This is a genomic window from Achromobacter sp. MUI-25009338, assembly GCF_057359325.1.
Genome location: NZ_CM170627.1, coordinates 4,362,933 through 4,382,675, shown reverse-complemented (window position 1 = coordinate 4,382,675; position 19,743 = coordinate 4,362,933). Strand labels below are relative to the sequence as shown.

Genomic DNA, 19,743 nt, shown 5'->3' with positions numbered 1-19,743 from the left:
CCGCCTCCGGATTACTTGGGGCCCTTGTTCCTGCGATTGATCCGCATCGCGGCGATCAGGATCAGCAGCAGCACCAGCAGCCCGACGCTCAGCGCCGGCACGCCCCACGACAGATAGCGGCGCCATTCGAAGAACGCGCTGTCGCCCGCGCCCGGCGCCTGGCCTGCGCCGGGATTGGCGCTGTCGATCCAGGCCAGCGGGCCGGCTGCGCCGATGATGGCGATGTCGCCGCGGTTGAGCACGAAAGGCGTATCCAGGCCCGGCTCCTGGCCCAGCGCGTGCCACAGCACGCCGTCCTGGCCGCCCGCGCTCACGACCTCGGCGGTGCTGAGCTTGTCCAGGCCCGAGATGTCCAGCCAGGTCGCGCGCTTGCCGGCGACCGTGAGCTGCTTGCGGTCGGCGACCTTGACCTGCGGCTGGGCGCCGTCCAGCGCCACTTCCATCGCCACGAAGGGACGCCCCGGCCTGGCGGCCTGGCCGGCCGGCGCGACCGACAGCGCCGCGCGCGAGGCCGACAGCCCGCTGGCCGCGGCGATGCCGATCACGCGCTTGAGGCTCGCGGGGGCGTCGGCCAGATAGGCGTCGGGCACGATCAGTTCGGGATGGCCCGCCAGCAGCGGCAGCAGGCCGATGAAGCTGCCGTCGGGCCGGGCGCGGCCGGGCTTCACATGGCTGGTGGGCAGCACGTTGACGGGATAGCCCTGCGGCGTCTCGTTGCAGTCCACCGAGACAGGCTGGCGCTGGAACGTCACGCGCACGGTGTTGGCCACGCCCAGCGCATAGCCGGGCACGCGCGCCGTCAGGCGTTCGGGCTTGCCGTCGGCGTCCATCTGCCTGGCGCCCAGCAGGATGCCGTTCCAGAACACCGAGGCCACCGGCCGGGTGGACGAAGCGCCGGGCGCGGCGGCCAGGTCCAGCACCAGTTCTTCGGGCATGCCGCCGTCGGCCGACACGGCGGCCAGCGGAAAGCTGAGGTTCCAGTCTCCGCGCGCCACCACGTCGAAGCTGGCCGACGAGCCGCCCAGCGTGCTCAGACGCAGGCCGCCGTGGTCCAGCGCCTGCGGCGGCGTGGCCGCCTGCACCTGGACCTGGCGGGTCACCAGGATGCGGCGCCAGGCGTTGTCGAACGCGCCCGCGCCTTGTGCGCCGGCATCGGCGGCCACCGCGATGGCGGGCTGGCGTCCCAGCGGCAGCACGCGGATCTCGCGGGATTGCAGCGCCTGGTCGGCCAGCGGCATGCGCCGCGCGCGCCACGTCTTGTAGGCCTGGGCCGCGTCGGCGTCCGAGTCGAACTGCGCCTGCAAGGCGTCGAGCGCCTCTTTGTAGCGGGCGCGCAAGGCGGCGTCGGCGATCACCACGTCGCCGCTGACCGCGGGCGCGCCCATCACCAGCAGCGCGCCGATTTCGGCGGGGTTGGCGAGCTTGTGCTTGTCGCCGCCGGCCAGCGCGGCGAAGGCCGCGACCTGCCCCAGCCCGGCCGGGACCTGCAGGCCGCGCGTGTCGACCTCGTCTCCCACTGACGGGAAGCCGCGGACCGCCACGCGCTTGCCGCTGCGTTCCATCGCCACGCCCAGGCGCCAGGCGCTGTCGAACGCCTGCTGCTCCAGCCGCGCGCCCGACACCATCAGCACCGGCCGGGCGGGCAGCATGCCCCAGGCTTCGTCCAGGCTGTCGATGGCCGAAGCGTCGTAGCGGTAGCTCAGCCGCGTGCGCGGCGAGATCGTCAGGGCGTTGGCGGTGGCGCGGTTGCTCTCGCACTGGCGCAGGCCGATGTCCGATTGCCAGTCCACGCTCAACCGCAGAAAGCCGGTCTCGCGGCTGCGGCGCTCCACCTTCAGGCTGCGCGCGGCCGAGCCTTCCCCGTCGGCGATGCGCTGCGCGGTCTGCGGCACGCCGTCCACCCACAACACCATGCTGGCGCGGCCCGGCTCGCCCTTGGCGTAGCGCGCGTCGAATTCGAGCGCGGCGTCGGCGATGGGCGCGCTGCGCGGCACCGGCAGATAGAACTCCTGGCGCGCGTCGCTGTTGCTGAGCACCACCGGCTCGCGTATGCCCAGATCCTCCAGGCTGACCTCCCGCGCGACCCAGTCGTCGGCCTGGCGCCGCAAGGCGTCGCCGGCGGGACTGGCCAGGGCGCCCAGGGGAAGCAGCAGCCCGGCGGCCATCAGGGCGCGGCGGAGAAGGCGGGCGGAGGAGTGCGGGGCGTGAGACATGAGGGCTCCGGGCAGGGGAGGTATCGCGGGAACAGGGACTAGCCGGCGGCCGGGCCGTAGGGATCGAATTCGGCGACGGCGCGGCCGCACAGCGCATCGACGATGCGCCGGCTCGCGCGGCCGTCGCCATAGGGATTGATGCGGCGCGAGTAGGCCGCGTGCAGCTCGGGATCGTCGAGCAGCCGGCTCACTTCGGCGAGGATGCGCTGCGTGTCGGTGCCGACCAGCGCCACCGTGCCCGCGCGCACCGCTTCCGGACGTTCGGTGACCTCGCGCATCACCAGCACCGGCTTGCCCAGGTAGGGCGCCTCTTCCTGCACGCCGCCGGAATCGGTCAGGATCAGATAGGCGCGCTGCATGAACCACACGAAATCCAGGTAGTCCAGCGGTTCGATCAGATGCACGTTCCCCAGGCCGCCGAGTTCTTTCATGACCACGTTGCGCACCTGCGGATTCAGGTGCACCGGATAGACGATCTGCAGGTCGTCGCGCCGCGCCAATCCCGCCAGCGCCGCGCAGATGTTGCGAAAGCCCTCGCCAAAGCTCTCGCGCCGATGGCCGGTGACCAGCAGCAGGCGGCGCGACGGGTCGAGCCAGGCGTAGCGCGCGGCCAGCTCGCGCGCCAGCGGCCCGGGCGCGGCCAGCTTGGCGCAGGTCGCGGCCAGCGCGTCGATGACGGTATTGCCGGTCACGGTGATCCGCCCCGCCAGGTTTTCGCGCAGCAGATTGCCGCGCGATTCGGCGGTGGGGGCGAACAGCCAGTCGCCGACCGCGTCGACCACGCGCCGGTTCATTTCCTCGGGGAAGGGCAGCGCCAGGTTGCCGGTGCGCAGGCCCGCTTCGACGTGGCCGATGCGCGCGCGCCGGTGGAAGGCGGCCAGCGCGCAGGCCGAGGCCGTGCTGGTGTCGCCATGGACCAGCACGCAGTCCGGCCGTTCGGCCTCGAGCACGCCGTCGACGCGGCTGATCAGGCGCGCATACAGTCCGTTGAGCGTCTGGTTCGGCACCATGATGTCCAGGTCGTGCTGCGCATGCAGCTCGAACAGCGCCAGCACCTGGTCCAGCATCTCGCGGTGCTGGCCGGTCACGCAGACGACGCTGTCGATCCGGGGTTCGCTTTGCAGCGCCGCGACCAGCGGCGCCATCTTGATCGCCTCGGGGCGCGTGCCGAATATGGACAGGACTTTCATCGCGGGCGGCCCCCCATCCGGTGGCATTTACTCGCGAGAATTATCGATTGAAAGCATTGGTAATACGTGACGGAATATTTCCTTTCGATAAACACGCAAGGAAATATGTCGTCACATTCGCGACGCCGCCGGGCGGCGAACGGGGGATGGCACGAGGGAACAGGGCGATCCCCGCACGGGAAAGCGCGTCCGCCGGGGCACTACCGCCTGTTACGTTGTCGTCCGTCCGCAACAGCCGCGAGGCGCGGCCGGCTCACGATGCGCGCCACAGCGTGACGCGATTACGCCCGTCCTGCTTGGATGCATACAGCGCCTGGTCGGCGCGTTCGATCACGGCCTGCGGCGCGGCGCCGTCGCGGGGCCACAGGGCCACGCCGATCGACACGGTCACCGCGCCCACGCCTTCGGGCATGGGCCGGGCGGCGACCGCGGCGCGCAGGCGTTCGGCGACTTCCGCGGCCTGTTCGGGCCGGTCGGTGGGCAGCAGGGCGATGAACTCTTCGCCGCCGGTGCGAAACGGCCGGTCAGGGCCGCGCAGTCCCTCGCGCATCGCCTGCGCCAGCGCGATCAGCACCTGGTCGCCGACCGCGTGGCCATGGGTGTCGTTGATGCGCTTGAAGTGATCCAGGTCCAGCGCGATGACGGCGAACGGCTCCTGCTTGTCCTCGTAGTCCGCCAGCGCCTCGTCCAGCGCGCGGCGGTTCATCAGGCCGGTCATCGGATCGGTCAGGGTTTCGCGGTTGAGGCGACCCACCTCGCGCCGGTGCTGGGCCAGCGTGGTCTTGACGGCTTCGCGCAGCGTGTCGGCTTCGGCGTACCAGGCCGGCAGCCGGTCCAGGTCGCGGCCCGCGTCCTGGCCGCGCACCAGCGCGCGGCTCAGGCGCGACAGCGGCGACGCCACCGCGTAGGCCAGCGCGCACACCAGCGCCAGCGTCAGCACGAAGGCCGGCACCGCGAAGCGCAACGATTCCGCCAGCAGGGCGCGCAGCGGCGAAAGCACGTGGTCCAGCGTGCGCTGCGTGACGATGGCCCAGCGTCCTTGCGCCAGCGGCGCGTAGCCGGTCAGCACCGTCTCGCCGGCCGCGTCCTGCAGCGGCGCGGCGCCGGCCTCGCGTATGGGCGCCAGCCGGGCCAGCACCAGCGCGCTGCGGGCGCTTTGACGGCGATACAGCACGTCGCCCGCCTGGTTGACCAGGAACACCGAGGTGCCGTCGGCCGGCACCTGGCCGCTGATCACGCGGTCCATGCCGCTGCCTGCGTCGAGCGCCACCGCCATGGCCACATAGCCGGCCGCGCCGCCGCCGCGCATCACCGGCTCCGCCACGACCAGCGCCGCGCCGGCCGGACGCAGCCATATCCATTGGCCCGCGCGCAATTCGTCCACGCCCAGCTCGGCCAGGCGCCGCACGCCGCCGGCGGTGCCGTCGATGACGCGGCCTTCGGCGTCGGCCAGCCAGACCGCGTGCACGGCGTCGGCCTGGCTGGCCAGGCGCTGCAGTTCGGCGCGCGCGGCGGGCGCATCGTTTTCCAGAAGCGCTAGCTGGCGCGCGCCCGCGCGCAGCTGCAGATGCACGGCGTCGACATAGACGTCGATGACCTGCGCGAGCTTTTCGGCATAGACGCGGTTGGACGCCAGCGAGTTCGCCAGCACCTGCGCCTTCTGCACCTGGTACCCGGAATACAGCGCGTTGCCGAAGCCCACGCACACGCCCAGGACCGCCAGCAAGGTGAGCACGGCCAGCAGGCCGATCTTGCGCTTGCCGCCGGATGCCGCGCCACGCCGTTCGATCATCGTCGCTCCCGCACAGAATGTGCTTCGTGGAAAGAAAGGGGCGCGGCCATCGCGCGGCGCCGTTGCATTTGTAGCATTGGCCGTTGTATTACGCGAAATCTTGTGTACGATTTATGCAAACAACGCACACATTTGCACGACCTCATTGCCTGACTGATCCCGCGTTACCGCGCGGCCATCCATTCCACACGTCTGGAGCGCATGTCATGATGAAGTTAGACCGCGGTGCAGCTGTTTTTCCCGATCTCCAAACACGTTCCCGCGCGCCCAAGAGGCGGCTGGCGCAGGCGGCGTTGACCGCGCTGGCGTTTTCGCTGGCCGGCGGCGCGTGGTCGGCCGAGCAGGCCAAGCCCGCGGAGGCCGCGACCAGGGACGCCAACGCGGCCCTGCTCAAGGAACTGCCGTTCGACGACAAGACCTCGTTCGATCTGGCGCACAAGGGTTTCATCGCGCCGCTGCCGGCCACCGTCATCAAGGGCGAGCAGGGCAACCTGATATGGGACCCGGCCAAGTACGACTTCATCAAGGAAGGCGCGCCGGCGCCGGACACCGTCAATCCCAGCCTGTGGCGCCAGTCCCAGTTGCTGAACATCTCGGGCCTGTTCCAGGTCACCGACGGCATCTACCAGGTGCGCAACTACGACCTGTCGAACATGACGATCGTCGAGGGCAAGGAAGGCCTGACGATCATGGACCCGCTCATTTCGGCGGAAACCGCCAAGGCCGCCCTGGACCTCTATTACCAGCACCGTCCCAGGAAGCCCGTGGTGGCGGTGATCTACACCCATAGCCACGTCGACCACTATGGCGGCGTGCGCGGCGTGGTGGACGAGGCCGACGTCAAGGCCGGCAAGGTCAAGATCTATGCGCCGCTGGGCTTTCTGGAACACGCCGTCGCCGAGAACGTGATGGCCGGCAACGCCATGAGCCGCCGCGCTTCCTATATGTACGGCAACCTGTTGGCGCCCAGCGCCACCGGACAGGTCGGCGCGGGCCTGGGCACGACCACCTCGGCCGGGACCGTCACGCTGATTCCGCCTACGGACATCATCGAAAAGACCGGCGAGACGCGCACCATCGACGGCCTGACTTACGAATTCCTCTATGCGCCCGGCAGCGAAGCGCCGGCCGAGATGCTCTACTACATCAAGGAAAAGAAGGCGCTGAATACGGCCGAGGATTCCACCCATACGCTGCACAACACGTATTCGCTGCGCGGCGCCAAGATCCGCGATCCGCTGGCCTGGTCCAAGTACCTGAACCAGGCGCTCGCGCTGTGGGGCGACGACGTCGAAGTCATGTACGCCATGCACCACTGGCCGGTGTGGGGCAAGAAGGAAGTCCAGGAACAGCTCGGCATGCAGCGCGATATGTACCGCTACATCAACGACGAGACCTTGCGCCTGGCCAACATGGGCTACAACAAGGAAGAAATCGCCGAGAAGGTCAAGCTGCCCGAGTCCATCGCCACCAAGTTCTCGAACCGCGGCTACTACGGCTCCGTGAACCATGACGTGCGCGCCACCTACGTGCTGTATCTCGGCTGGTTCAACGGCAATCCCGCCACGCTGCACACCCTGCCCATCGAAGAGTCTTCCAAGCGCTACGTCGACATGATGGGCGGCGTGCCGGCCATCCTGAAGAAGGCGCGCGAGTACTACAAGCGCGGCGACTACCGCTGGGTGGCCGAAGTCGTGAACTACGCGGTCTTCGCCGATCCGAACAACCAGGAGGCCAGGAACCTGCAGGCCGACGCGCTCGAACAGATGGGCTACCAGGCCGAGAGCGGGCCGTGGCGCAACTTCTACCTGACCGGCGCCAAGGAACTGCGCGAAGGCGTGCAGAAGCTGCCGACGCCGGACACCGCCAGCGCGGACACGGTGCGCGCGATGACGCTGGACATGCTGTTCGACTATTTCGCGGTGCGCCTGAACCGTGACAAGGCGGCGGGCAAGCACGTGGTGCTGAACCTGGACTTCACCGACACCAGGCAGAAGTACACGCTGGAGATGGTCAACAGCGTGCTCAACCATACCGAGGGCAAGCAGGCCAAGGAGCCCACGGCCAGCATGACGCTCAGCCGCGACACGCTCAACCGCATGATGCTCAAGGAAACCACGCTCAAGGACGCCATCGCCAAGGGCGACGTGCAGGTCAGCGGCGACCAGCAGAAGATCACCGACATGTTCGCCGCGCTCGACAACTTCGAGTTCTGGTTCAACATCGTCACGCCGTGACGCGCTGAAGCGCCCGGCGCCGCCGCATCCGCGCGGCGGCGCCGGTTCTTGTTCCAGATCATATCGGCCCGGATTTCCCCGGGGCGTCTGCTACGCCCCTGCGTGATACCATCTGCGCTCATCGGGAAATACGAATGCATACAGCTATCAACGCCAACAGACGGTGGGTCGCGCTTGCGGCAGCGCTGCTGTTCGTGTTCCAGGCGTTGATCGCATCTTCCTCGATGGCCTCGCCGGGCCCCGCGCCAGGCAAGACCGCCACCACCATCGTCTGCACGGCCAGCGGGCCGCGCGTCGTCTCCCTCGATATCTCCGGCGCCACCCAGGACGCCAGCCAGCACAGCGGCTCCCTGCCGCATTGCTGCGTCGCCGGCTGCGCCATGCTGTCCGGCGCCACGCTGCCCGAGCTTTTCGTGCTGGCATGGCTGCTGCCCGAGGCCGCGCCCGTCCTGCCGCGCCCGAGCGTCGCGGTCCATTTCTCCAGCGCGCTGGCGCGGCTGCCGCAGAAATCGCGCGCCCCGCCGCCGTCCGCCTGACCGTCTTCCTGCGCCTTCGATGCGTTGCGTGCGCGGCCGCCGGCCGCGCGCGCAGGCACGCACGCGCGCCGACCTGATTCCCGACACTGCGCAGCGGCGCCGCTTTGGCGAGGCCGTCGCACGCGGGTGTCCGACAAGAATTCCGATAGAGCCCGACATGTACAAGAAAGACGAACTCCTGCGCACGGCCGGCCTGGCCGCCGCGCTGGCCGCCCTGTTCCCGGCAGGCGCGCAGGCCGCCGACGCCAACGCCGCTCCCACCATGGACACGGTGGTCATCACCGGCGTGGCGCCCAGCGCGCCGCTGACCTTCACCACCGATCCGAAAATCCCGCGCCAGCCGCTGCCGGCCAGCGACGGCACCGACTATCTCAAGACCATTCCCGGCTTCTCGGCCATACGCAACGGCGGGACCAACGGCGATCCGGTGCTGCGCGGCATGTTCGGCTCGCGCCTGAACCTGCTGACCAACGGCGCCTCCATGCCCGGCGCCTGCCCCGCCCGCATGGACGCGCCCAGCTCCTATATCTCTCCGGAGAACTTCGACCAGCTCACCGTCATCAAGGGACCGCAGACGGTGCTGTGGGGGCCGGGCGCGTCGGCCGGCACCATCAAGTTCGACCGCGACACGCCGCGCTTCACCGGCGCCGGCGTGCGATTCGACGGCAGCCTGCTGGGCGGGTCGTTCGGCCGCAACGACCAGGCGGCCGACCTGACCGTGGGCAACGAAAAGGTCTACACCCGCTTCACGGCCAACCATTCCCACTCGCAGGACTACAAGGACGGCGACGGCAATACGGTGCCGTCGCGCTGGGACAAATGGAACGCCGACGTCACGCTGGGCTTCACGCCCGACGCCGACACGCTGTATGAACTGACCGCCGGCACCGGCGACGGCGAGGCGCGCTATGCCGGGCGCGGCATGGACGGCGCGCAGTTCAAGCGCGAGACCTTCGGCCTGCGCTTCGAGAAGCGCAACATTGGGACCGTGCTGGATCGGGTCGAGGCGCAGCTCTACTACAACTACGCCGACCACGTGATGGATAACTACACGCTGCGCTCGCCCGACCCGATGAGTTCGATGCCCATGCGCATGGCTTCCGACGTGGACCGCGCCACCTGGGGCGGGCGCTTCGCCGGCACCTGGAACCTGTCCGCCGACGTGGAGCTGGTGACCGGCATGGATTTCCAGCAGAGCCGCCATCGCTACCGCAACGGCATGGGCGCGATGTCGTACCGCAGCCAGTCGTGGATCAAGGACGCGGACTTCTCCAATACCGGGCTGTTCGGCGAACTGACCTGGCGCGCCGCGCCCGGCAGCCGCGTCATCGGCGGCGCGCGCGTGGACTGGGCCTCGGCCAAGGACTTCCGCCAGACCACGGGTTCGATGATGCCCATGCCCAATCCCACCGCGGACGAGCGCCGCCGCGACACGCTGCCCAGCGGTTTCCTGCGCTACGAGCATGACCTCGAAGCCGTGCCCGCCACCCTCTACGTAGGCCTGGGACACGTGGAGCGCTTCCCCGACTACTGGGAGCTGTTCTCGCCCAACCGCGGGCCGGCCGGTTCCGTCAACGCCTTCGACGGCGTGCGGCCCGAGAAGACGACGCAGCTGGACTTCGGCGCGCAATACCGTACCGATGACCTGGACGCCTGGGTGTCGGGCTATGCGGGCTATGTCGACGACTTCATCCTGTTCAACTACACCTCGGGCGGCATGATGGGGCCGTCGTCCCAGGCCACCAACGTGAACGCCAGGATCGCCGGCGGCGAGCTGGGCGCGTCCTACCGGGTCGCGCCCAGCTGGAAACTCGGCGCCACGCTGGCCTATGCCTGGGGGCAGAACCGCAGCGACGGCAGGCCGCTGCCGCAGATGCCGCCGCTGGAAGCCCGGCTCAGCGCCGCCTATGACGACGGCACCTGGTCGGCCGGCGCGCTGTGGCGCATCGTGGCGGCGCAGAAGCGCTACGCCTTGAACGAAGGCAACGTGGTTGGCAAGGACTTCGGCCCCAGCGCGGGTTTCGGCGTGCTGTCCATCAATGGCGGCTACGCGGTCAACAAGCAGGTGCAGTTGTCGGTGGGCGTGGACAATCTGTTCGACAAGACCTATAGCGAGCACCTGAACCTGGCCGGCAACGCCGGTTTCGGCTATGCCGCCAACACGGCGGTCAACGAGCCGGGCCGCACGTTCTGGGCGCGCCTGAGCTTCAAGTACTGAGGCCCGCGGGCCCGTGTCGTCGCCGCGCCAGCTGGAAAAGTTGCTACGATACGGGCTCATTGCCGCAACGGACGGCGCAGCGCGTTCAGACCGTCAAAACGTCGTGGGGAGTATCCGCCTTGCCCGCCGTTCCTGCCCGCATCCTGCCGACCATCGTCCTGTCGCAATTCGCCGCCACCTCGCTGTGGTTCGCCGGCAATGCGGTAATGCCCGACCTCAGCCGCAGCGCTGGCCTGCCGGAATCGGCGGTCGGCGACGTCACCATCGCCGTGCAGCTCGGTTTCATCGCCGGTACCCTGGTCTTCGCCTGGCTGGCGCTTGCCGACCGCTATTCGCCGCGCAGGCTGTTCTTTCTGTCCACGCTTGCCGGCGCGGCGGCCAACGCCGCGACGCTGGCCGCCGGCGGCGAATTGCTGCCGCTGCTGGCGGCGCGCTTCGCCACCGGCTTTTTCCTGGCGGGCATGTATCCGGTGGGCATGAAGATCGCTTCGGGCTGGTACGACCGCGACCTCGGGCTGGCGCTGGGCTGGCTGGTCGGCGCGCTGGTGCTGGGCACGGCGCTGCCCCACCTGATCCGCGGCCTGGGCGGCGACCTGCCGTGGCAGGGCGTCATCCTGTCGGTGTCGGCGATCGCCGTGGCCGGCGGCCTGGCGATCCTGCTGCTGGTGCCCGACGGTCCGCATCTGCGCGCCGGCGCGAAATTCGACCCGGCCGCCTTCGTCGAGATCTTCCGATCGCCGGACTTCCGCGCCTCGGCCTTCGGCTATTTCGGCCACATGTGGGAGCTGTACGCGTTCTACGCCTTTCTGCCGGTGCTGCTGGCCGCGCGCCTGGGCGGCGACGGCGCGGCGGTATCGGTATGGAGCTTTGCGGCCATCGGCGCGGGCTTCCTCGGCTGTACGCTGGGCGGCTATCTGTCGCGCCGGATCGGCAGCGCGCGCGTCGCGTTCATGCAGCTGGGGGCGTCCGGCCTGTGCTGCCTGGTCTCGCCGCTGGCCTTCGCGGCGCCGCTGCCGGTGTTCCTCGGATTCCTGTTGTTCTGGGGCGTGGTCATCGTCGGCGATTCGCCGCAGTTCTCGACGCTGAATGCGCGTTTCGCCCCGCCGGCGCTGGTCGGGTCGGCGCTGACCATCGCCAACTGCATCGGCTTTTCGATCACCATCGCCGCCATCGCACTGCTGGCCCGCCTGATAGATGCCGTCGGCCCGCAGTATGTCTTCCTGATCCTGGCGCCCGGGCCGGCGCTGGGACTGGCGGCGTTGAAACGGCTGGCCGTCCGGCCGGCGTGAAGCGCATTCTGCTTACATATTTATCGGTTTTGCCTCTACGCCAAAAGATTGGACCCGCTCTAGAATCGGTGCAGTCTTTCGGCTGAGAGGAGCCATCCATGAAACGTCGTCCCGCACTCAAGCATGTTGCCGCCGCCATTCTGTGCTGCGCCTTCGCGGCCGGCCAGGTCCTGGCCGCGCCGCCCGACGGCAAGGGCAAGCCGGACAACGCCGGGCAAGGGCAGGGCAAAGGCAATAGCGGCAAGGGCAATAACGGCAAGGGCAATAGCGGCAAGGACAATAACGGCCACGGCAATTCGTCGGGAGGCGGAAACAAGGGCGGCGGCGACGTCACGCTGCGCCACGCCGGCATCACGATCACCACCGCCCGCGGGTACGCACAGGAATACGGGCTGTCCGGCTACAGTTCGCTGCCGCCGGGCGTGCGCAAGAATCTGGCTCGCGGCAAACCGCTGCCTCCGGGAATCGCCAAGAAAATGGTGCCCGGACCGATGCTGGCGCGCCTGCCGGTTTATCCCGGCTATGAATGGCGGGTGGCCGGTTCCGACCTGATTCTGGTGGCCGTGGCCACCGCCATCGTGGCCGACGTGCTGTTCGACGTTTTCGACTGAATTCGACATTCCGGATACTAAAAAGTAATCAAGCTGTCCGGATTCTGTCGGGAGGACATCCGTAGAATCTGCAATGACGGTTCCGGAATGCCGATGCGGCTGTTGTCGAGTTCAACCGCGTCGGCATTTGCGGGAATCGTTCAGGGCGTGACCTCCATCCTCCGCGAAGGGATGAGGCATTCCGGCCGCGCATACCATGCAGGATCATGGTATGCGCGGTTTTTTTACGGCCGCGCGCGGCGCCAAGCCGGTTTATCGGAAACCTGCGCAGCGATGACCAAAAAGTAATTTCCCGGTCGACATTTAGCCAGAACCCGATATTTAGAATTTGTTTTACCCCTTGGTTGAACGCCCACTGATGGAGTAAAGCATGAAGACGACTACCAAATATCTGGCCGCCGCACTGGCTTTGATCGCCGCGCAGTCCGTATATGCCGGCGCCGCCAATTCCGACAAAACCTTTGCGCAGAAAGGCGAACTTACCCGCGCCGAGGTGCTGGCCGATCTGGCGATATGGAAGCGCGCGGGCATGGATAAATTCTGGCGCGGAAACAATACGCCGGATATTTACAGCCGCGAATATCGCACCGCTCAGGCCGAGTATCTGCGCATGCGCAGCGGCCCCGAATACCAGCAGGAACTGCAGCGGCGCACGCAGTAACTTCAATACCGGCCCAGCCGCGCGCAACGTAGGCCGTTGCGCCGCAGCCATTCGGCCATTTCCGGCCGCCTCCATACCTCGAATTCCGCCTGGCGCTGGGCCGCCCGCGCATCCTGCGCGCCCGGCCCGGCCGGGTGGCAGACCAGCAGGTCGCCGTCGCAGGCATTGTCCAGCCAGCGCTGCAGCAGTCCCGCATAGCGGCGCGCGCCGCCGCGCATGTCATAAATGCCGTGCATGCGACGGTTGATCGGCCAGTTTTCCCGGCGCGCGGCGCGTTCGACGCCGCGGGCGCCAAGCGCGCCGATCAGCCGGGCCCTGGCGCAATCCGCCATCGGGATGCCGTGTTGCGATCCAGCTGCGGTGTGGCGCAGCCAGGGCCTGGGGCCGTTCCCATAGTGCCGGCGCAGCGCGCCCAGCAGCGCCGGCAGCACGGCCGGCAGTTGGTGGACCTGCCGGTAGCCGCCGATATGGTCCGGCGCGCGGCCCAGCACCCGCTCGAAAGTTTCCAGCTGCGCCCGCAGCTGCCGCTCGATCCAGGCGGAATCCAGGCGGCCCGCGCAGGCCCGCGCCAGCAGTTTTTCCGGCGCCAGCACCTCGGGCTGGGCGGTCGATCCGAAGCGCTCCGTGAGATTGAAGTGCAGCCCGACGTCCAGGCCGGCGTCGCGCAGCGCCGGCCCGTGGGCGGCGAAGGAGGGGCCATGCGCCAGGCAGCTGACCGCGCTGAGCCGGTTCAGCCCCGCCAGTTCCAATATGCCGGCATCGACGCCGGCGTTCAGGCCGAAGTCGTCGCCGCAGAATACGATGCGCCGCTGCATGGTGGCACGGTCCGCTTCAATCGGCGCCGGACGCCGGCTGCCGGGCGGCGGCGCCCGTCAACTCGTACAGCGTGAAACGGCGGCTGGAATAGCGCGCCTGCGCGCTTATGCCGGGCTGCTGCAGCAACGGCCAGGACTTGCCGCGCGGCACGGCCACCAGCATGCGGCGCGCAGGCCCGGGCGCGGCGATTGCCGCGCCCTGCCAGGAAAGAAGCCGCGTGGCGCCGCGCGAATAGAAGCGGGCGGAGAACGGCTCCGAGCCGACGAAGTAAAGCGTCTCGCCCGGCGCGAGAATCCGGCCGGCCGCCGCGATCAGGCCTTTTTCGGACTTGAACCGCTGCTCGTCGTAGATACCCAGCACGCCCAGCGTGACGGCCGCCGCCGGAATCAGCAGCAGGGCCGCCGTCAGCGCATGGCCGGCCAGCCGCGCGCGCCCCGCGGGCTGGACGCGCGCCAGCCAGAGGCCCAGGCCCAGCGCCGCGGCGGGCAGGCTGGGCAGCACATAGGTCCACAGGATATTGCCCGAAAGCGTGAACAGCCCGGGCGCGGCCAGCGCCCACAGGATCAGCAGCTTGACCGCCGGTTCGCGCAGGCGGTTCGTTGCGGCCTGGCGCGCGCGGCGGCTGAAGGCCAACGCGGCGATGGCGGCCACGCACAGCAGGCTCCAGGGCGCGCCGGCCGCCAGCCAGTCCAGCCAGATCGCGCCCCACGGGCGGGCATGCGCCGAACCGTAGCGGTCGCCCGCCCAGCCCGAATCCACGAAGCGCATGAAGTGTTCGCCCACCAGGAAGTAGTTCAGGAAACCCGGCGTCTTCAGTTCGGCCGCGACGTACCAGGGCAGGCTCAGGGCCAGCATCAAGCCCAGCCCGCCCAGCCAGGGCAGGGCGGCCAGCCTGGCGCGCGCCTCGCGCGACCAGAGCGCCCAGGCGGCGCACACGCCGCCGACCAGCGCCAGCGCGAGCGGGCCCTTGGCCAGCAGCCCGATGGCCAGCCCCACGAAGAAGCCATAGCGCCAGAATGCGTTCAGGCGCGGCGGCGGCACCAGCAGCGCCAGCATCGGCAGCGCCACGCCCAGCGCCAGGAACGGATCGGTCAGCACGGCGCCGGCGCTGAGTAGCGGCAGCAGCATCGTCGCCAGCACCAGGGTGGACCAGCGCGCCGTCTGGCGGCCGAAGCCGGCGAGGGCGGCGGCGTAGACCAGGCCGGCCACCAGCGCCATGACCGCGAACGTGGGCAGCCGCAGCGCGAACTCGCTCAGGCCGAACAGCTCGATGCTCAGGGCCTGGGCCCAGAAGGCCAGCGGCGGCTTGCCCCAGAACGGCACGCCCGGCTCGAACCATGGCGTGATCCAGTCGTCCGAAGCCGCCATCAGGCGCGCGATCTCCGCGTAGCGCGGCTCCGAGGTGTCGGCCAGCGGAATCGCGGCCATCGCGAACAGGCGGGCCACGATGACGAGACCCAGGACGATCAGGAAGCGCTTATTGCCGATGGGCATCGAGGATCTCCACGTTGGCGCGCATGCTGCCGGACGCCGCGGCGGGTTCGACCACCTCGCGCACCAGATAGACGGGGCGCTGCTTGGATTCCATGTACGTCTTGCCCAGGTACTCGCCCAGCAGGCCGATGGTCAGCAGCTGGATGCCGCTGAGCACGGTGATCATGGCCATCAGCGAGGGATAGCCCGGCACCGTGTCGCCGTACAGCAGCGTCTTCAGGACGATGGCCACGCCGAAGCCGCCGCCCAGCAGCGCGATCACCGCGCCGATGGCCGTGGCCCAGCGCAGCGGCGTGGTCGAGAAAGAGGTAATGCCCTCCATCGCCAGGCCGAACAGGGAAAAGTAATTCCACTTGGTGGCGCCGGCCGCGCGCGGGGCGCGGTCGTAGTCGATCACCGTGGTGGGCATGCCGACCCATGCGTACAGGCCCTTCATGTAGCGGCAGCGCTCCGGCAGGCTCAGCAGGGCGTCGACGGCGCGCCGGCTCATCAGGCGGAAGTCGCCGGTGTCGGCGGGAATCGTGGAACGGCTCAGGCGGCTCAACAACCGGTAAAAGGCATAGGCCGAGAGCCGTTTGAGCAGGCCTTCTCCCTGCCGCGAGCGGCGCCGCATGGACACCACGTCGGCGCCCGCGCGCCAGGCTTCCATCATTGCCGGGATGAGCTCGGGCGGGTCCTGCAGATCGGCGTCGAGCACGATCACCGCGGCGCCGCGCGCATGCGCCAGGCCGGCCGACATGGCGGCCTCCTTGCCGAAGTTGCGGCTCAGGCGCACGATGCGCAGCGTCGGATCGTGGCGCGCCGCCGCCGTCAGCAGGGCGACGCTGGCGTCGGTGCTGCCGTCGTCCACGAAAACGAGTTCATACGGATACCCCTGGTCCTGCAGCAGGGGCCGCAGGCGTTCCAGGCACAACGGCAGCACTTCCTGCTCATTGAGAAACGGAATCACGACGGACAGGCAGATCGCGTCGGAGGCGGTGGCGGATCGCGCCGGCGCCGGCGCTTCGGAAAACAATGCGTGCATGGGAGCAATCGATAATGCGATGCACCACTCTAATCGGCCGCCCGCGACAACATACGGTCCGCAAAATTACATTTCTGTCTGGTTCGAGACGCGCGCGCCCCAGGCCTTTCCGCCCAGCACTTCCACCGCCTCGAGCGTCATGAGGCCGATGTCCGTGACCTGCTCCAGCGAGGCGGCGAAGGCGCGCAGCTTCGCCTCGGTGTCGACGATCTCCACCACCACCGCGCGGTCGTTTTCCAGCACGTGTCTGCGGTGGATCTGCGCGGCATGGCCGAAGCCCAGCAGGGCTTCCAGCACGGTCACGCCGCCCAGCTTGGCGTCGCGCGCGGCCGAGGCGATGTATTCGAACACCCGCCGGTCGCCCACGTAGGCGGATTCGTCGGTGTAGATGCGCAGCAGTTTCATGTCGGATGCGTTCACAGCGCTTCTCCCGGTTGCGGCCGGGCCGTGCCGGCGGGCCCGCCTTCCTCTTCCTTCTTCGATCCCAGCACCACCCTGGCGATGGCCGGCAGCACCAGCAGCGTCAGGATCGTCGCGGCGATCAGGCCGCCGATCACCGTCGTCGCCAGCGGCTTCTGCACTTCCGCCCCGGTGCCCATCGCCAGCGCCATAGGCACGAAGCCGATGGCCGGCACGAAGCCCGTCATGATCACCGCGCGCATTTTCTCCTTCATGCTTTCGCGGATGGCGTCGGCCAGCGGCAGCCCGGCTTCGGTGTGGGTGCGCACGGCCGACATGACGACCAGGCCGTTGAGCACCGCCACGCCGGCCAGGCAGATGAAGCCCACCGCCGCGGAGACCGAGAAATTGATGCCCGTCAGCGCCAGGGTGTAGACCCCGCCGGCCAGGCCCAGCGGCACGGCCAGGAACACGGCCAGCGCGCGGCCCAGCCCGCCCAGGGCCATGTAGAGCAGTCCGAAGATGGCCAGGAAACATATCGGCACCACGATGGACAGCCGCTGCGAGGCCGCCTGCAGGCTTTCGAACTGGCCGCCCCATTCCAGGTAATAGCCGGCGGGCAGCTGCAGCTGCGCGATCTTGGACTGCGCTTCCTGCACGAAAGAACCGGCGTCGCGGCCCGCCAGGTTCACCTGCACCACCACGCGCCGCTTGCCGTTCTCGCGGCGAATCTCGTTCAGGCCCTCGGTCAGGCGGATCTGCGCGACCCGGGCCAGCGGCACCTGGCGGCGCAACTGGCCTTCGGTTTCGGGCAGCAGGATGGGCAGCGACTGGATGTCGTCCAGGTTCTTGCGGGTCGCCTCGGGCACGCGGACCGTGATGTTGAAGCGCCGGTCCCCTTCGTACAGCAGGCCGGACGGACGTCCGCCCAGGGCAGCGGCGATGGTGTCCGAGACCTCCTGGATGGTCAGGCCGTAGCGCGCGATCTCCGCGCGGTCGAGCTTGATGTCCAGCGTCGGCGCGCCGCCCACCTGGTCGGCCTTGACGCTGCCCGCGCCGGGAATGTCCTGCAGCACGCGCACCATGTCATTGGCGGTCTGCTGCATCTTGTCCAGATCGTCGCCGTAGAGCTTGATCGCGATGTCGCCGCGGACCCCCGCGATCAGCTCGTTGAAGCGCAGTTCGATGGGCTGGCTGACTTCGTACAGATTGCCCAGCTGGCCGCTGGCGGCCTTCTCGATGCGCTCGATCACCTGCGCCTTGGTGGTGACGCCGTCGGGCCAGGCTTCCTTGGGCTTGAGGATCACGAACGCGTCGGAGACGTTGGGCGGCATCGGGTCGGTCGCGACTTCGGCCGTGCCGGTCTTGGAGAACATCAGTTCCACCTCCGGCAGCTGCTTGATCGCCGTCTCCACCTTGCGCTGCATGGCGAGCGACTGCTCCAGGCTTACCGACGGCACGCGGGTCGAGGCCAGGGCCAGGTTCTTCTCGTCGAGCTTGGGGATGAACTCTGAACCCAGCAGGCCGAAGGCGGGTATGGCCGCCAGGAAGAACGCCAGCCCGGCGAAGATGAACGGCCAGGGGCGCGCGATGGCCCGGTCCAGCAGCGGCAGATAGCGCGCCTTGGATTTGGCGATGAGCCAGACTTCCTTTTCCGCCACGCGGCCGCGGATCAGGATCGCGACCAGCGCGGGAACCAGCGTGATCGACAGGATGAACGCCGCGATCAGCGCCAGCATGATGGTGATCGCCATCGGGGAGAACGTCTTGCCCTCGACCCCGGTGAACATGAGCAGCGGCGCGAAGGTCAGCAGGATGATGAGCTGCCCGAACACCGTCGGTTTGATCATCTCCTGGGCCGCGCGCATGGTCTCTTCCAGGCGCTCGCGCAGGTACAGCAGCCTGCCTTCCTGCTCCTGCCTGTGCGCCAGCCTGGCCAGGCTGTTCTCGATGATGATGACCGCACCGTCGACGATCAGGCCGAAGTCCAGCGCGCCCAGGCTCATCAGGTTGCCGGGCACCCTGAACGCGTTCATGCCCATCGCCATCATCAGGAACGAGAACGGGATCACCAGCACCGCGATCAGCGCGGCCCGCCAGTTGCCCAGCAGCAGGAACAGCGAGGCCGCGACCAGGATCGCGCCTTCGGTCAGATTGCGCTCCACGGTGGCGACGGTGGCCGACACCAGCTTGGCGCGGTCCAGCACGATTTTCACCTCGACGCCGGGCGGCAGGCTCTTGGCGATCTGGTCGAGCTTGGCCGAGACGTCCTCGGCCACCACGCGGCTGTTCTCGCCGATCAGCATGAGCACCGTGCCGATGACCGCTTCTTCGCCGTTCATGCTGCCGGCGCCGGTGCGCAGGTCGCCGCCGATCTTCACGTCGGCGATCTGCCCGACCGTGATCGGCACGCCGCCGCGCGTGGCGGCCACGGCGCTGCGGATCTGGTCCACCGAACGCACGCGCGCATCGACGCGCACCAGATAGGCTTCGCCGCCGCGGTTGTAGTAGTTGGCGCCCACCGCCAGGTTGGCCCGTTCCAGCGCCTCGCCCAGCTCGCTGTACGAGATGCCGTAGCTGGCGAGCCGGGTCGGATCGGGCTCGACCACGAAGGTCTTGGCGTAGCCGCCGATGGAGTCCACGCTGGCCACGCCGGGCACCGCCTTGAGCTGCGGGCCGACGATCCAGTCCTGCACGGTGCGCAGATACCCGGCCTGGCCGACCTCGTCGGTCAGCAGATCGCCCTCGGGCGTCAGATATGCGCCGCCGGGCTGCCATCCGGGCTTGCCCGCCACCGCCTCGGCGCCGGCGCCGTCGGGATTGCTGTAGCCGACGGTGTACATGATGACTTCGCCCAGGCCCGTCGTGACGGGCCCGATCTGCGGCTGCACGCCATCGGGCAGGCTTTCCTGCGCCTTGATCAGGCGTTCGCCGACCTGCTGGCGGGCGAAGTACAGATCGGTTTTCTCGCTGAAGATCGCGGTCACCTGGCTGAAGCCGTTGCGCGAGATCGAGCGGGTCGATTCCAGGCCCGGTATGCCGGCCAGCGAAATCTCGACCGGATAAGTCACCAGCTTTTCGATCTCCACCGGCGACAGGCGCGGGTCCACGGTGTTGATCTGAACCTGGTTGTTGGTGATGTCCGGCACCGCGTCGATGGGCAGCTTGATCAGCTGCCAGACGCCGAGCGCGCCGATGGCGATGAAGATGAACAGGACCGCCCAGCGCGCGCGTACCGATAGGGCCATGAGGCGTGCAATCAT

Annotated in this window: 14 protein-coding genes; 6 read left to right on the top strand and 8 right to left on the bottom strand. The window is 68.7% G+C overall.

What is annotated here, in order from left to right; all coding sequences use genetic code 11:
• Nucleotides 1-11 precede the first annotated feature (11 nt).
• The 3 genes from AC1IQ6_RS20765 to AC1IQ6_RS20755 all read right to left on the bottom strand — a co-directional run bounded on the left by AC1IQ6_RS20765 (nucleotide 12) and on the right by AC1IQ6_RS20755 (nucleotide 5,195).
• Nucleotides 12-2,213 (bottom strand): cellulose biosynthesis cyclic di-GMP-binding regulatory protein BcsB, encoded by a 2,202-nt coding sequence (locus AC1IQ6_RS20765; protein WP_485865246.1) that lies wholly within the window; start codon nucleotides 2,211-2,213, stop codon nucleotides 12-14.
• 38 nt (nucleotides 2,214-2,251) lie between these two features.
• Entirely contained in the window at nucleotides 2,252-3,403 is a 1,152-nt protein-coding gene (gene wecB / locus AC1IQ6_RS20760) for a non-hydrolyzing UDP-N-acetylglucosamine 2-epimerase (RefSeq protein WP_111826651.1), read from the bottom strand.
• Nucleotides 3,404-3,656: 253 nt separating this feature from the next.
• Nucleotides 3,657-5,195, bottom strand: coding sequence for a GGDEF domain-containing protein (locus tag AC1IQ6_RS20755; protein ID WP_485865245.1), 1,539 nt, complete (start codon nucleotides 5,193-5,195; stop codon nucleotides 3,657-3,659).
• Nucleotides 5,196-5,404: 209 nt separating this feature from the next.
• On the opposite strand from AC1IQ6_RS20755, the gene AC1IQ6_RS20750 reads away from it, so the two are divergent.
• The 6 genes from AC1IQ6_RS20750 to AC1IQ6_RS20725 all read left to right on the top strand — a co-directional run bounded on the left by AC1IQ6_RS20750 (nucleotide 5,405) and on the right by AC1IQ6_RS20725 (nucleotide 12,747).
• Nucleotides 5,405-7,432, top strand: coding sequence for an alkyl/aryl-sulfatase (locus AC1IQ6_RS20750; protein ID WP_485866590.1), 2,028 nt, complete (start codon nucleotides 5,405-5,407; stop codon nucleotides 7,430-7,432).
• A gap of 134 nt (nucleotides 7,433-7,566) precedes the next feature.
• Complete coding sequence (locus tag AC1IQ6_RS20745; RefSeq protein ID WP_111826654.1) at nucleotides 7,567-7,968, top strand: DUF2946 family protein; 402 nt, start codon at nucleotides 7,567-7,569, stop codon at nucleotides 7,966-7,968.
• Nucleotides 7,969-8,125: 157 nt separating this feature from the next.
• Entirely contained in the window at nucleotides 8,126-10,186 is a 2,061-nt protein-coding gene (locus AC1IQ6_RS20740; protein WP_485865244.1) for a TonB-dependent copper receptor, read from the top strand.
• 119 nt (nucleotides 10,187-10,305) lie between these two features.
• Nucleotides 10,306-11,475: an MFS transporter gene (locus AC1IQ6_RS20735; RefSeq protein WP_111826656.1), complete on the top strand. Its 1,170-nt coding sequence runs from the start codon at nucleotides 10,306-10,308 to the stop codon at nucleotides 11,473-11,475.
• A 98-nt stretch (nucleotides 11,476-11,573) separates the two neighbouring features.
• Nucleotides 11,574-12,086, top strand: coding sequence for an anti-virulence regulator CigR family protein (locus AC1IQ6_RS20730; RefSeq protein WP_146748016.1), 513 nt, complete (start codon nucleotides 11,574-11,576; stop codon nucleotides 12,084-12,086).
• A 370-nt stretch (nucleotides 12,087-12,456) separates the two neighbouring features.
• Nucleotides 12,457-12,747: a DUF4148 domain-containing protein gene (locus AC1IQ6_RS20725; protein ID WP_111826657.1), complete on the top strand. Its 291-nt coding sequence runs from the start codon at nucleotides 12,457-12,459 to the stop codon at nucleotides 12,745-12,747.
• 2 nt (nucleotides 12,748-12,749) lie between these two features.
• On the opposite strand, the gene AC1IQ6_RS20720 is transcribed toward AC1IQ6_RS20725, so the two are convergent.
• The 5 genes from AC1IQ6_RS20720 to AC1IQ6_RS20700 form a co-directional block, all read right to left on the bottom strand.
• Nucleotides 12,750-13,562: a ChbG/HpnK family deacetylase gene (locus tag AC1IQ6_RS20720; RefSeq protein WP_485865243.1), complete on the bottom strand. Its 813-nt coding sequence runs from the start codon at nucleotides 13,560-13,562 to the stop codon at nucleotides 12,750-12,752.
• A 16-nt stretch (nucleotides 13,563-13,578) separates the two neighbouring features.
• Nucleotides 13,579-15,057 (bottom strand): ArnT family glycosyltransferase, encoded by a 1,479-nt coding sequence (locus tag AC1IQ6_RS20715; protein WP_485865242.1) that lies wholly within the window; start codon nucleotides 15,055-15,057, stop codon nucleotides 13,579-13,581.
• The gene (locus tag AC1IQ6_RS20710; protein ID WP_485865241.1) at nucleotides 15,041-16,081 is read right to left on the bottom strand and encodes a glycosyltransferase family 2 protein; all 1,041 of its coding nucleotides are present in this window, start codon (nucleotides 16,079-16,081) and stop codon (nucleotides 15,041-15,043) included. Before AC1IQ6_RS20710 ends, AC1IQ6_RS20715 begins: the two co-directional genes overlap by 17 nt.
• A 66-nt stretch (nucleotides 16,082-16,147) precedes the next feature.
• Nucleotides 16,148-16,501, bottom strand: coding sequence for a DUF190 domain-containing protein (locus AC1IQ6_RS20705; RefSeq protein WP_485865240.1), 354 nt, complete (start codon nucleotides 16,499-16,501; stop codon nucleotides 16,148-16,150).
• Entirely contained in the window at nucleotides 16,498-19,743 is a 3,246-nt protein-coding gene (locus tag AC1IQ6_RS20700) for an efflux RND transporter permease subunit (RefSeq protein WP_485865239.1), read from the bottom strand. Before AC1IQ6_RS20700 ends, AC1IQ6_RS20705 begins: the two co-directional genes overlap by 4 nt.

What these genes read in the sequence shown, in the direction of transcription:
- AC1IQ6_RS20765 (WP_485865246.1), bottom strand. Translation starts at nt 2,213, where the DNA reads ATGTCTCACGCCCCGCACTCCTCCGCCCGCCTTCTCCGCCGCGCCCTG.
- wecB (WP_111826651.1), bottom strand. Translation starts at nt 3,403, where the DNA reads ATGAAAGTCCTGTCCATATTCGGCACGCGCCCCGAGGCGATCAAGATG.
- AC1IQ6_RS20755 (WP_485865245.1), bottom strand. Translation starts at nt 5,195, where the DNA reads ATGATCGAACGGCGTGGCGCGGCATCCGGCGGCAAGCGCAAGATCGGC.
- AC1IQ6_RS20750 (WP_485866590.1), top strand. Translation starts at nt 5,405, where the DNA reads ATGAAGTTAGACCGCGGTGCAGCTGTTTTTCCCGATCTCCAAACACGT.
- AC1IQ6_RS20745 (WP_111826654.1), top strand. Translation starts at nt 7,567, where the DNA reads ATGCATACAGCTATCAACGCCAACAGACGGTGGGTCGCGCTTGCGGCA.
- AC1IQ6_RS20740 (WP_485865244.1), top strand. Translation starts at nt 8,126, where the DNA reads ATGTACAAGAAAGACGAACTCCTGCGCACGGCCGGCCTGGCCGCCGCG.
- AC1IQ6_RS20730 (WP_146748016.1), top strand. Translation starts at nt 11,574, where the DNA reads ATGAAACGTCGTCCCGCACTCAAGCATGTTGCCGCCGCCATTCTGTGC.
- AC1IQ6_RS20725 (WP_111826657.1), top strand. Translation starts at nt 12,457, where the DNA reads ATGAAGACGACTACCAAATATCTGGCCGCCGCACTGGCTTTGATCGCC.
- AC1IQ6_RS20720 (WP_485865243.1), bottom strand. Translation starts at nt 13,562, where the DNA reads ATGCAGCGGCGCATCGTATTCTGCGGCGACGACTTCGGCCTGAACGCC.
- AC1IQ6_RS20715 (WP_485865242.1), bottom strand. Translation starts at nt 15,057, where the DNA reads ATGCCCATCGGCAATAAGCGCTTCCTGATCGTCCTGGGTCTCGTCATC.
- AC1IQ6_RS20710 (WP_485865241.1), bottom strand. Translation starts at nt 16,081, where the DNA reads ATGCACGCATTGTTTTCCGAAGCGCCGGCGCCGGCGCGATCCGCCACC.
- AC1IQ6_RS20700 (WP_485865239.1), bottom strand. Translation starts at nt 19,743, where the DNA reads ATGATTGCACGCCTCATGGCCCTATCGGTACGCGCGCGCTGGGCGGTC.